General features: G+C 68.2%; 11 protein-coding genes. 3 read left to right on the forward strand and 8 right to left on the reverse strand.

Features of this window, described 5'->3' with window-relative positions; genetic code table 11:
• Window positions 1-22: 22 nt before the first annotated feature.
• Window positions 23-685 (forward strand): NADPH-dependent F420 reductase, encoded by a 663-nt coding sequence (locus IBX18_RS01580; protein WP_194831998.1) that lies wholly within the window; start codon window positions 23-25, stop codon window positions 683-685.
• 94 nt (window positions 686-779) lie between these two features.
• On the opposite strand, the gene IBX18_RS01585 is transcribed toward IBX18_RS01580, so the two are convergent.
• The 7 genes from IBX18_RS01585 to IBX18_RS01615 all read right to left on the reverse strand — a co-directional run bounded on the left by IBX18_RS01585 (window position 780) and on the right by IBX18_RS01615 (window position 10,069).
• The gene (locus IBX18_RS01585) at window positions 780-2,810 is read right to left on the reverse strand and encodes a CocE/NonD family hydrolase (protein WP_194831999.1); all 2,031 of its coding nucleotides are present in this window, start codon (window positions 2,808-2,810) and stop codon (window positions 780-782) included.
• A 206-nt stretch (window positions 2,811-3,016) separates the two neighbouring features.
• Complete coding sequence (locus IBX18_RS01590; protein ID WP_194832000.1) at window positions 3,017-5,074, reverse strand: CocE/NonD family hydrolase; 2,058 nt, start codon at window positions 5,072-5,074, stop codon at window positions 3,017-3,019.
• Window positions 5,075-5,452: 378 nt separating this feature from the next.
• A complete protein-coding gene (locus tag IBX18_RS01595) occupies window positions 5,453-6,190 on the reverse strand; it encodes a phosphoglyceromutase (protein ID WP_194832001.1) in 738 nt (245 codons plus the stop codon).
• A gap of 92 nt (window positions 6,191-6,282) precedes the next feature.
• Window positions 6,283-7,188, reverse strand: coding sequence for an ROK family protein (locus IBX18_RS01600; RefSeq protein ID WP_194832002.1), 906 nt, complete (start codon window positions 7,186-7,188; stop codon window positions 6,283-6,285).
• Window positions 7,185-7,682, reverse strand: a complete 498-nt coding sequence (locus IBX18_RS01605; protein WP_194832691.1) for a YbjN domain-containing protein — start codon at window positions 7,680-7,682, stop codon at window positions 7,185-7,187. Before IBX18_RS01605 ends, IBX18_RS01600 begins: the two co-directional genes overlap by 4 nt.
• A 5-nt stretch (window positions 7,683-7,687) precedes the next feature.
• On the reverse strand, window positions 7,688-9,109 hold the full coding sequence (mshA, locus tag IBX18_RS01610; protein WP_194832003.1) for a D-inositol-3-phosphate glycosyltransferase: 1,422 nt from the start codon (window positions 9,107-9,109) through the stop codon (window positions 7,688-7,690).
• Window positions 9,110-9,247: 138 nt separating this feature from the next.
• Window positions 9,248-10,069, reverse strand: coding sequence for an alpha/beta fold hydrolase (locus tag IBX18_RS01615; protein ID WP_194832004.1), 822 nt, complete (start codon window positions 10,067-10,069; stop codon window positions 9,248-9,250).
• A gap of 71 nt (window positions 10,070-10,140) precedes the next feature.
• Here IBX18_RS01615 and IBX18_RS01620 point away from each other — a divergent pair, with 71 nt between their 5' ends.
• Both IBX18_RS01620 and mscL read left to right on the forward strand, forming a co-directional pair.
• Complete coding sequence (locus IBX18_RS01620) at window positions 10,141-10,875, forward strand: SDR family NAD(P)-dependent oxidoreductase (RefSeq protein ID WP_194832005.1); 735 nt, start codon at window positions 10,141-10,143, stop codon at window positions 10,873-10,875.
• A 130-nt stretch (window positions 10,876-11,005) separates the two neighbouring features.
• Window positions 11,006-11,461: a large conductance mechanosensitive channel protein MscL gene (gene mscL, locus IBX18_RS01625; RefSeq protein WP_194832006.1), complete on the forward strand. Its 456-nt coding sequence runs from the start codon at window positions 11,006-11,008 to the stop codon at window positions 11,459-11,461.
• A gap of 158 nt (window positions 11,462-11,619) precedes the next feature.
• Here mscL and IBX18_RS01630 read toward each other — a convergent pair whose 3' ends face one another.
• Window positions 11,620-12,420 (reverse strand): patatin-like phospholipase family protein, encoded by an 801-nt coding sequence (locus tag IBX18_RS01630; protein ID WP_194832007.1) that lies wholly within the window; start codon window positions 12,418-12,420, stop codon window positions 11,620-11,622.
• Window positions 12,421-12,469: the final 49 nt, after the last annotated feature.

Genomic DNA, 12,469 nt, shown 5'->3' on the forward strand with positions numbered 1-12,469 from the left:
ACCTTTCGAGCTAGGAGTGGATATGCGAATCGGAATCATCGGCGCCGGGGCGATGGCGCGGGCGCTCGGCGGTGGATGGGTCGCGGCGGGTCACGAGGTCCGCATCGGTGCCAGGTCGTCGGCCGCGGCCGCGGAGTTGGCGGCCGCGATCGGGGCGCAGGCCGGAAGTATTCGCGACGCCGCGGAGTTCGGCGAGGTGGTGTTGCTGGCGCTGCCGGTGGACGCGTTGGACGAGGTGTTGCGGACGGTCGACGGGCTGCTCGACGGGCGGACCGTGGTCGACTGCACCAATGCTTACGAGCCGGACGCGGCCGCGCCCGAGGGGGCGACGGCGTTCGTGCTGTCGGAAGAGGCTGTCGCCGAACGCATCGCGGCGGCGGCGCCGACGGCGCACGTGGTGAAGGCGTTCAATCTGTGCGCGGCCGAGGTGTGGGAGTCGGATGCTCGCGTGTTCGAGCAGCGCAGGCTGGGGGTGCCGCTGTGCGGTGACGACCCGGACGCGCTGGCCCGGGTGGCAGCCCTGGTCGAAGATCTGAAGCTGCAACCGGTTTCGGCAGGCGGGCTGCATCGCGCCAAGTATCTGGAGGCCGTGTCGGTGTTCACCGTCGGGCTCTGGTTCGCGGGCGAGGACGCGCGCGCCATCTTCCCGCCGCTGGAGGCGGCGTTCGCCGTGGTGGATCAGTAACCGGTGCACCCGGCCTGAGCGGGCACTATTCGCTCATACCCCGCGGGATAGAGCTTTGATGGGCGATAAGTGCACGCTCAGACCGGGTTACGGTTTACCAGCCCGGGTTTCCGCGCACCGGGATATTCACGAAACTTGGCTGGTTCTGGTCCAGCAGCAGGTGCTGCGGGCGCAGACCGCTCTCCACCAGCAGCGGGGTCGGCGGGAGGCCCTTCGGGAAGTTGCCCGCGTAGACGTCGACGCGCAGCCGGTGGCCCGGTTGCAGCACCGCCTCGATGCCCGGCACCGAAATGTCCAGGGCCGTCGGCTGTCCCGGCACCGTCGGCTGCCTGCTGTCCAGTGACAGGTCGGGCACCGGGTCGGTGTAGTCGCCGTTCGACAGGCGGGTGCTGCGGGCCTCGTCGATGACGCGCAGCGAGGCGACCAGCTGTCCCGAGGACAGCACCGTCGACTGTCCGTCGGGCGCAACGTCGTTCACCGTGGCGACCCAGTAGCCGTCGGTGGCGTCCTGAATCGTATTGAGCCGCACCGCGATCGGGCCGGAGATGGTGGTCGGCTCGGCCACCGGCGCACTGGTGAAGGTCAGCCCGTTGAGTTCCTGGATCCGCGAATCGATCCCGCAGGCATTGATGATCGAGAGCACACCGATGGTCTGCTGGGCCGCGTCGCGCGAGCACAGGCCGGTCAGGCCCGGCGCGACGGTGAGCCGGTCCACGCTCGGACTCGGCGCGGCGAACAGCGAGCCGTCGTGCACGCTGGTCGCGGTCCCGCTCGGCACGGCGGACAGATACATCCGGCGATGCTCGGCGCCCGGCTGCGGGAACGAGGGCGCGGTGATCCAGCCGCCGCCCTGCTGCCGGACGGTCACCGGGCCGTATTCATCGATGCCGTTGTCGATGCCCTTGAGCCACTTGTCGAACCAGGCGCGCTGCAGCACGTCCATCCGCGGCGGCAGGCCGGGACGACCGGACTCGTTGCCGTTGCTGATGTGGTAGCCGTCGCCCACGAACAGCTGCTTCTGCCCGGGCGGCAACGGAATCCGCCGATACACGTCGGCCTGTGAATTGACGAACACGTCGTGCCAGCCGCCGGTCACGAAGGTGGGCACGGTGATTCGGGTCGGGTCGGTCTCCCAGGCCTGCCGGAACGAACTGTCGGAGTGCAGCACCTCCTGCACCTTGGGGCTGAGCTGATTGATATCCGGCGTGATCAGCACGTTCACCAGCGCGTCGACGAAGGTGAACGGATCGGCCAGCCGATCCATCAGCCACTTCATGTCGAACTGGCCGCGCAACACCGACGCCAGGTCCGGCACCAGCTTGCCGCCGTTGACCGCGGCGAGCCACGCGGGCATGAAGGTGATGCCGAAGCCACCACCGGGTGCGACCAAGTCGCGGAACGGATTCCGGCTCGGCACCACCGGGAAGATCGCCTTCAGCGCGGGTGGGTTCTTCGCGGCGACCTGCAATTGGTTCAGCCCCGAATAGGAGACGCCGTTCATGCCGATGTCGCCGGTGGACCACGGTTGCCGGGCCGCCCAGTCGATCACCTCGACGGTGTCCTGCTGTTCCCGGTAACGCAGCAGGTCCCAGATCCCTTGCGAGAAGCCGGTTCCCCGGACGTCGACGACGACCTGGGTGTATCCGCTCTTGATCAGCTGCCGGTCCACGGTGAAGTTGCGCAGCAGGCCGCCGCCGAGCGCTTTGGTGAGATCGGTGATGCCGGAGAACGGCGTGCCGGACAGGTCGACGTCGCGGGCCACCTGCAGCACCGCGTCCGACAGCCACGGGATCGAGATCATGCTGTCGGCGATCATCGAGCCGAGCTTGGTGTAGGGCGTCATGTTGACGACGGTCGGCGTCGGCGTCGAAATCGGTTGCCCCGCCGCGTCGGCCGGGTGGTAGACGTTCCCCTTGAGCACGGTGCCGTCGCTCATGGTGATCGGCACGTCCCATTCGATGAAGACGTTCGGATACTGCTGCGGGCCGTCCTCGGTCGCGGCCCACGCCGCCCCGGTCGCGCCGCCGTCCGGGCCGACGGGGCTCGCTGCCGCAGAGGGCGAAAGGAAGGGGGCCAAGGCCACCGCCGCGACAACCAAGGCCGCGGTGCGGAGCGCATACCTCATTGAATCCACTCTCTTAGGGGAACGGTTGCTCTCTAACAAAGGGGAGGGAAGCAGAGATCCGCTGGTCCGCGCTGGAAAATCGCGAAAGTTCGTGCATGCTCACAAGCTGTCGCTCGCGAAATCAGCGGTATGCCGAAAACGCGAAAGGGCGCCTTCGCTCGAATCATTCGAAACGAAGGCGCCCTTGCGAGATATTCAGGCCGGCATCACCAGCCGGGGTTTCCCCGCACCGGCACATTCACGAAACTCGGCCGATTCGGATCCAGCTGCACATGCTGCGCCTTCAGCCCGGTATCGAGCAGCATCGGCAGAATCGGCAGCCCCTTCGGGAAATTGCCCGCATAGACATCGACGCGCAGCCGATGGCCCGGCTTCAGCAAAGCCTCGGTGGCGGGCATGGTGATATCGAGAGTCGTCGCCTCACCGGGCACCGTCGGCTGCCGGTGCTCCAGCGAGGTGAACGGCCGCGGATCGGTGTAGTCGCCGTTGGCCGACTTGCTGCTGTTGGCCTCGTCGATCTCGCGCAGCGACGCCATGATCTGCCCGGAGGACAGCACCGTGGACTGGCCGTCCGGCGCGACATCGTTGACGGTGACCACCCAGTAGCCGTCGGCCGCGTCCTGAACGGTGTTGAGCCGCACGGCGATCCGCCCGGACACCGAGGTCGGCTCGGCGACCGGCGCACTGGTGAAGGTGAGCCCGTTGGTCTCCTGGATCCTGGAGTCCTTGGCGCAGCCGTCGATGATCGACAGGATGCCCGCGCTGCCCTGCGCCGCGTCGTTGGAGCACAGGCTGGTCAGGCCGGGCGCGATGGACAACCGCGCGGTGTCGCCGTTGGCGGCCGCGGTGAGCGAGCCGTCGTACACGCTGTTCGCGGTGCCACTGGGGGTGGCGGACAGGTACATCCGCTGATGCGTCGCGGACTGCGCATCGGCGGTCACGCTCAAGTCGGCGAACGAACCGGTGGTGATCCAGCCACCGCCCTGCTGGCGCAACGTGACCGGGCCGTACTGATCGATGCCGTTGTCGATGCCCTTGAGCCACTTGTCGAACCACGCGCGCTGCAACACATCCAGCCGCGGCGGCAAGCCCGGCTTGGCGTACTCGTTGCCCGAATTGACGTGGTAGGTGTTGCCCATCAACAGCTGCTTCTGCCCGGCGGGCAGCGGAATCTCGTTGTAGATCTTCGATTCCGAGTAGGTGAACAGGTCGTGCCAGCCGCCGGTGACGAAGGTCGGCACCTGAATCTTGGACGGATCGCTGAGCCAGCCGTCGCGCGGGCGGGAGCTGCCGGTGAGCAGTTCCTTGGCGCGCGGATCGAGGTCCTCGACGCGCGCGGTGGTGTAGACGTTGAGCAGGACATCCATGAAGGTCAACGGATCCCGCACGCGATCGGCCAGCCACTTGGTGTCGAACTGGCCGTTGAGCACCGACGCCAGATCGGGCACGAGCTTGAGGCCGTTGATGGCGGTCAGCCACAGCGGGATGAAGTTGAAGCCGAAGCCGCCGCCGGGCGCGAGCACGTCGTTCATCAGGTCGCTGCCGGGCACCACCGGGAAGATCGCCTTCAGCGCGGGCGGGTTCTGCTGTGCGGCCTGCACCTGGTTGATGCCGGAGTAGGAGATGCCGTTCATGCCGATGCGGCCGTTGGACCAGGGCTGCCGCGCGGCCCAGTCGATCACCTCGACGGTGTCCTGCTGTTCGCGCTGGCGCAGCATGTCCCAGGTGCCCTGGGAGAAGCCGGTGCCGCGCACGTCGACGACGACCTGGGAGTAGCCGCTCTTGATGAGCTGACGGTCGACGGTGAAGTTGCGCAGCTCGCCGCCGCCGAAAGCCTTGGTCAGATCGGTGACGCCGGAGAGCGGGGTACCGCTCATATCGATCTCGCGGAACAGCCCGAGCAGGGCGTCGGACAGGCCGGGGATGGACTGGGCGTGGTCGGCCAGGTTCGACACCAGTTTGGTGTAGGGCGTCAGGTTGACCACGGTGGGCGTCGGCGTATCGATCGGCCGGCTGGCAGCATCCGCAGGGCGATAGACATTGCCCTTCAACACCGTTCCGTCACTCATCGTGATCGGGACGTCCCACTCGATGTGGATGTTCGGATACTGCTGCGGACCGTCCTCGGCTGCCTGCCAAGCCGCGCCTGCGGCTCCGCCGTCGGGACCGGTCGGGGCCGGTGCGGCCGAAGCGCCGCTGGTGAGGAACGGGACGAGCATCGCGGCGGCAACTGCCGCGACTGTGAACCGCAACGCGTGCTTCATCAGACGTGATCTACCTCTCGGGCTGGTCGAACGCCCAAAGTGTACATACCTACTTGTCGGTAATGACAAGGGGTAACACGTACTGATTCCGAATAGAGGTTCACATATAGCAACCCGAATGGCAATGACTCAGCTAACACGCAGGTAGGGCGCGTTTTGCTAGCAAACTCGAAAAGAGAACCAACGCTTACTGTGCACCACGCTGAACTAGCCATCCAGTACTGGCACTGAGCCGGTCAGTGTGGCGAAGAACACCCTGACCAGTGCAGATCTGCCTCGAGGCCGACTGCCTCAGCAACCATCCGGCTCGACGAGCTGAAATGGCAACGCGCCGCATCCGAACCGGGATGCGGCGCGTTACCGAGCTGAGGATAAGGGCTACTTACCGCCCTGGTTGGCGACGGCGGCAGCGCCCGCGGCGGCCGCTTCCGGGTCCAGGTACTCGCGGGGGCGCACCGGGCGAAGGTTGTCGTCCAGTTCGTAGCGCAGCGGGATGCCGGTGGGGATGTTCAGGCCGGCGATGTCCTCGTCGGAGATCTGATCGAGGTGCTTGACCAGGGCGCGCAACGAGTTGCCGTGCGCGGCGATCAGGACGGTCTTGCCGGTGCGCAGGTCCTTGGAGATGGTGTCCTCCCAGTACGGGACCATCCGGCGCACCACGTCGAGCAGGCATTCGGTCTTCGGTACGTCGATGTCGGCGTAGCGGGCGTCGCCTTCCTGGCTGTACTCGTCGTCCGGGTCGATCGGCGGCGGCGGGGTGTCGTAGCTGCGGCGCCACAGCATGAACTGCTCGTCGCCGTACTTCTCCTTGACCTGCGCCTTGTTCTTGCCTTGCAGCGCACCGTAATGCCGCTCGTTGAGGCGCCAGTCCCGGATCACCGGGATCCAGTGCCGGTCGGCGGCGTCCAGCGCGATGTTCGCGGTGCTGATCGCGCGGCGCAGCAGCGAGGTGTAGACGACATCGGGCAGGATGCCGTGCTCGGCCATCAGCTCCCCCGCCCGCTTGCCCTCGGCGATGCCCTTGTCGGTCAGGTGCACGTCCACCCAGCCGGTGAACAGGTTCAGGGCGTTCCATTCGCTCTCGCCGTGGCGCAGCAGCACGAGGGTGTACGTCATGCGGCCATCTTTCCATGTGCGGAAATTGCCGTCACATCGTTCCCCGGCGGCCCGCGGTCACCGGCTCGGCCAGGTCCACGGGTGTCCTGCGGTCAGCCGAGGTCGTCGATGCCCGCGTCGCCCGTCGCCAGCACACCCGCGCCGACCAGGGTGGCGCCGTTGGTGATCTCGGACAGCACCACGCTGATGTCGCTCAGGAAGTCCAGGCGCGCGTGCACGGCCAGCGCCGCCCGCATCGGATCCCACAGCGGCGCACCGGATTGCGCGAAACCACCGCCGATCACCACGCGGTCCACGTCGAGCAGCGCCGCGGCCGAGGCGATCGCCTGACCGAGCGCGGTACCCGCCCGGTGCAGCGCCGCGAGCGCGATCTCGTTGCCGCGGTGCGCGTCCTCGGCGAGTTGCACGCCGGTGCTGCCCGGCCAGCCCTGCGCGACCGCCCAGCGCACCGAGGACATGCCGCTGGCGACCGCCTCGACACAGCCGAGGCCACCGCACAGGCAGGGCACGTCCCAGCCGGGCACCACGATGTGGCCGATGTGACCGGCGTTGCCGGTGCGCCCGAGGACCACCCGGCCGTCCGCGATGAGCCCGCCGCCGATCCCGGAGGAGACCGTCAGCGCCAACCCGTTCGGCACCCCGCGCAGCGCGCCGACGTGATGCTCGGCCAGCGCCAGGCAGGCGCCATCGATGGCGAATCTGATTGCCGCCGTGGGGAACAGCTCCCGCACCGCGGCGACGATCGCGAAGCCCGATTTCCATTCGGGGATGTTCAGCGGGGCGGTGATGCCGGTGCGCACGTCGACCGGTCCGGCCGAGCCGATGCCAACGGCGGTGATCGTCGCTTCGCCGGCCACCGCGCGCAGCAGGTCGCGACAGGCCGCCCAGACATCTTCGCGCGGCACATTCACCCGGCGCACGTCGCGCACTTCCTTGCCGGTGTGCACCACCCCGGCCGCGAACTTCGTCGCGCCGATATCGAGTGCGAGAACGGTCATCGCGGTTTATCGGCGGTGTCTACCAAGTGTTCGAAGGCGCGCAGGTTTTTCAGCGATTCCCCGCGCGAGACCCGCCACTTCCATTCCTTGCGAATGGATTCGGCGAAACCGAGTTCGAGCAGCACGTTGAAATCGGCGTCGACCGCCTCCAGGATCTGGCCGAAAACGCGGTCGAGTTCGTCGGCGGTGACGGCGTGCGCGGAGATCTGACCGACCAGGTAGATGTCGCCGACCCGGTCCAGCGTGTACGCCACGCAGTAGAGCCTGCGATTGCGGCGCAGCAGGAATTTGTAGACGCCCTCGAAGTTCTCGTCCGGCTTGCGGCAGACGAACGACTCGATGCGCACCCCGTGCTTGCCGACGGTGAGCATCACCGAGGTCTTGAGCTTGCGCTCACCGGGCAGGATGACGACGAACGTCTCCTCACTGGACCGGGTGTATTCGATCTCCCGGTCGCGCAGCGTCTCCTCGATCAGCTGAGCGGTTGCCTGCACCTCGTTCACCGGCGTGCTCCCATCCGGCGCCGCCACAGCGCCCGCGACCTGGCCTGATTCGGTTCCAGGTTAGTGCGTTCACCAGGTACCCACTCGCGCACGTCGGCACGCAGCGCGCCGCTGCCCGCGGCGATCCGGCCCGCGCCGAGGCCGGCCCGCTCGGCCCGGAAATCTGTCAGCGCGGCAGAGTAGCTGGCCAGCAACCCGTCGGCGGTGTGCTCCCAGGAGAAGTTGGCGGCGTGCTCGACCGCGCGCCCGCTCATTCGACGCAGGCGTTCGGGGTCGTCGAGCAGATAGCCCAGGGCACCAGCCCAATCCGGTGTCCGATGGCCGGGCACCAGCAGGCCGCTTTCGCCGTGCCGGACGGCGGTGCCCAACCCGCCGACATCGGCGGCGAGCACCGGGGTGCCGCTGGCCTGGGCCTCGATCGCGACCAGGCCGAAGGATTCGTTGTAACTCGGGACCGCGACGAGATCGGCGGCGCGGTAGACGAGCACCAGCCGGTCCGGCGGCTGCGGCGGCAGGAAGGTGACGCGGTCGGCGATGCCGAGCGCGGCGGCCAATTCGATCAGCGCGTCCGGCCGATCCAGGCCGGTGCCGGAGGGCCCGCCGACGATCAGGACGCGCAGCTTATGGGTGGGATCGGTGCGCAGCACCTCGGCCGCGGCGCGCACCAGCACATCCGGTGCCTTCAACGGCTGGATCCGCCCGACGAACGCGACCACCTGCTCGTCCGCGGCGAGGCCGAGTGCCGCACGGGCCGCGGCCTTGTCGCCCGGCTGATACCGGGTCAGGTCGGCGCCCGGCGGCACCACGTCGATGCGCTCGGGCTCCGCGCCGTACAGCTCGATGAGCTGGCGGGCCTCGTCCGCGGTATTGGCGACCAGCCGATCCGCCTCGGCGATCACCTGCTTCTCGCCGATCTCGCGAGTCAGCGGCTCCGGACAGTCACCGTCGGCGAGCGCGGCGTTCTTGACCGCGGCCAGCGTGTGCGCGGTGTGCACCAGCGGCACCCGCCAGCGGTCCCTGGCCAGCCAGCCGACCTGGCCGGACAGCCAGTAGTGCGAGTGCACGAGATCGTAGTAGCCCGGCAGATGGCGCGCCTCTTGGCGCAGCACTTCCGCCGTGAACGGGCAGAGCTGGGTGGGCAGATCGTGTTTGTCGAGGCCTTCGAAGGGGCCGGCCACCACGTTGCGCACCAGCACGCCGGGGCCCGCTTCTTGCACGGGCGGCAGATTGGAGGCGGTGGCCCGGGTGAAGATCTCCACCTCGGTGCCGCGCCGGGCCAGCTGCAGGGCGGTTTGCAGCACGTAGACGTTCATGCCGCCCGCGTCGCCGGTGCCCGGTTGAGCCAGTGGTGAGGTGTGCACCGATAGCACGGCGACACGGTTCGGCCGTAGGTCCGGGCGTTGACTCACACTATCCATAGTGCACGTTGCATTCCCGGCCTCCATGCCGTCACGCCGCCAAGTGAGAGCTATCACAGACGATTGGTGAACTCACTCACAACTGGGCGGCGACGCCACCTGGGACGACTCGGATTTCCCCAGTCCGGTTCGCCCGATTCACAAGCTGTCGGCGAACATGCTGATCTCGCCTACGAAGCGGGCCGGGTCCTCGATGAACAGCCCGTGCTGCGCACCCTCCCAGAACGAGGCGCGCGCGTCGGGCACCGCCTCGAAGACGTAGCGGCCGTTCTCGATCGGGACCACCGGGTCGGCGGTGCCGTGCAGCACCAAGACCGGAATATCCAGTGCGCGAAGGGTTTCGGTGTTGTCGACGGTGCGGTAGAACAGCGCCTTGCGTACCGCGGGCGCGGTGGCGAGGCTGGTGCCGAACAGACGTTGGGCGTCGGCGCCCTTGTCCGCGCCGGGGCCGGTGTTGGCATTGCCGAAGGCTCCGAACGCGCGCACCGCGCGACCCGCGCTCTCCTCGAAGACACCCGGCATCGCGGCCTGCATCGCGGCGCCGCTCGCCGCGCCGGGCACGCCGCGCCCGATATTGGCCTGCGAACCGGTGAACACGGCGCCCGCGAGCGCGCCGGTGCCGTAGGCCGTCAGGTAGTCGCTGAGCACGATGCCGCCGTAGGACCAGCCGAGCAAGATCGCGCCGGACTCGATGCCCGCCCCCGCCAGCACGGCCGCGACGTCGGCCGCCCAGTTCTTCGGATCGTCGTAGCCCGTGGCGGGCGCGTCGGAATAACCGTGGCCACGCAGGTCGACCGCGATCACCCGGAAGCGGGCGGCGAGATCATCGGCCGCCCGGCCCCAGCAGCGCAGATTCGCCGACCACCCGTGCAACATCACCAGCGGCCGCGCGTCGGCCGGACCGCTCACGCGATAGACGATGTTGGTGCCATCCGCGCTCACCGCGTCCCGTATAGCCATGACGTCAGGCTAACGGTGATCCCCGCAACAGCGCTCCTGTCCGCAAACAGCCTGCATTTAGGATCGCAGACATGAGCACTCGCAGCGCTGTCGTCACCGGAGCCAGCTCCGGCATCGGGGAGGCCACCGCCCGGGAACTGGCCAAGCAGGGCTACCACGTCTACGTCGGCGCCCGCAGGCTCGATCGCCTGCAGCGCGTCGCCGACGAAATCGGCGGCACCGCACTGGAACTCGATGTGACCTCGGACGACTCGGTGCGCGCCTTCGCCGACGCGGTCGAGCGGGCCGACGTGCTGGTCAACAATGCGGGCGGCGCCAAGGGCCTGGCCACGGTGGCCGACGCCGACCTCGACGACTGGCGCTGGATGTGGGAGACCAACGTGCTCGGCACGCTGCGCGTCACAAAAGCGTTGCTGCCCAAGCTGATCGCCTCCGGCGACGGCCTCATCGTCACCATCACCTCGGTCGCCGCCTTCGTCGCCTACGACAACGGCGCGGGCTACACCTCGGCCAAGCACGCCCAGGCCGTGCTGCACCGCACCCTGCGCGGAGAGCTGCTCGGCCGGCCGGTGCGGCTCACCGAAATCGCCCCCGGCGCAGTGGAAACCGAGTTCTCGCTGGTGCGTTTCGACGGCGACGAGGAACGCGCGGCGAAGGTCTACGAAGGTATCGATCCGCTGGTCGCGCAGGACATCGCGGAGATCGTCGGCTTCGTCGCCTCGCGGCCGTCGCATGTGAACCTCGACCAGATCATCGTCAAGCCCCGTGATCAGGCCGACGCGGGACGCTTCGCACGCCGCAACTGACGCGTTATAGCCGAATCGCATTACTCACCGGCGAGGGCTGGTTCGCCGCACAATTGCTGAGTCAACGACGGGCCTCGGCTGCCGTTAGCATCGGATGCTTCGACGTCTACCTCAGATCGGAGTTGTGCGCATGTTCAAGGGGTTCAAAGAGTTCCTGATGCGCGGGAACGTCATCGACCTCGCCGTCGCCGTCGTCATGGGCACCGCGTTCACCACGGTGGTCACCTCGGTCACCAAGGGCGTCGTGAACCCCCTGCTAGCCGTGTTCGGCAGCCAGAACGAGCTGGGACTCGGCGTCCAGTTGATCGCGAGCAAGCCGGCGACCTTCATCCAGGTCGGCCCGATCATCACCGCGTTCATCAACTTCTTCGTGGTCGCCGCCGTGCTGTATTTCGTGCTGATGCTGCCGATGAAGACGATCAAGAACCGCTTCGGCACCACCAAGGCGGCCGAGCCGACCGAGACCGAACTGCTCATCGAGATCCGCGACCTGCTCGCCGAACGCCACGACGCCGTGCGCGCCCAGCGGGCCGCGGACCACGCGATCGAGAACGACCCCGAGCTCGATACCTCGCTGCGCCGCTAGGGCCTGTCGCAAAGTCCGGCCGGATGCCTCCGGGGGCTGCTTCGTCGCCTGGCAAGGCGGAGGAGTTGCCGATACCGGGTTTGTATCGGCGACGACGACAACGCGGCCAGGCGACGAAGCAGCCCCCGGAGGCGCCGGATGGGACTTTGCGACAGGCCCTAGGTCCAGATCGAACGGATCTCGTCGGCCGCGCCCTTGCCCTGCCGCAGCCCCGCGCCGAACACCGCGGTCCAGGCCGACCCGTCGTTGAGGTCCGGCCCGAAGATGTCGAGCGCGACGGGGTCCGGCACGATCCGGGCGACCCGCTGCACGCTCGACGGCATCTTCGTCGCGAAGAGATGGGCGAGCGGCTCGATGAGCACGAGCGTGGACATGCCTTCGGCCAGATCGGCATTCGAGCCGTTGCGCAGCGCGCCGTCGACATAGCGGCGGCCGTCGATGGTGACCGGCGCGGCCATCCCCGGCATCGCGGTGCTCGCCGTGATCACCAGGTGCACGGGGACGCCCTCGGTACCGCGCCACACCTTGGGCGCACCGGAATGAACATCGACGGTCGGGATGAGCAGCCGGGGGTGCGGCCAATCGCCTTCGCCCACCATGGCTTTCAAGCCCTCGATCCGTAACTGTTCGGGCGCGGTGGACGCGTTCAACGTCAGCTCGGCGATGCGCGGCCAGGCCGTCGCGGCGTCCGGGCCGCGGAGCAGTTCGAGCACCTGCGCCGTCACCACCGGATCCACCTGCGGCGCGGGGCCCGCGGCGGTCGGCGGTTCCGCGTGCGCGGCGAGGTCACGTCCGTCGGCCAGCAGCGCCCCGACGATGGCGCCCGCCGAGGTGCCGACCAGCAGATCGGCGTCGGCCAGCTCGATGCCGTTGCGGCGCAAGCCTTCCGCCACCCCGAGCAACCAAGCGGTGCCGACCACCCCGCCCGGACCGAGCACCACCGCACGCCCGTCGTTCACCACGTCACCTTCTCGTCGAGCACATCGATATCAACGAGTCGAACCTACC

The organism is Nocardia sp. XZ_19_369 (assembly GCF_015355715.1).
Taxonomy (GTDB): Bacteria; Actinomycetota; Actinomycetes; order Mycobacteriales; family Mycobacteriaceae; genus Nocardia.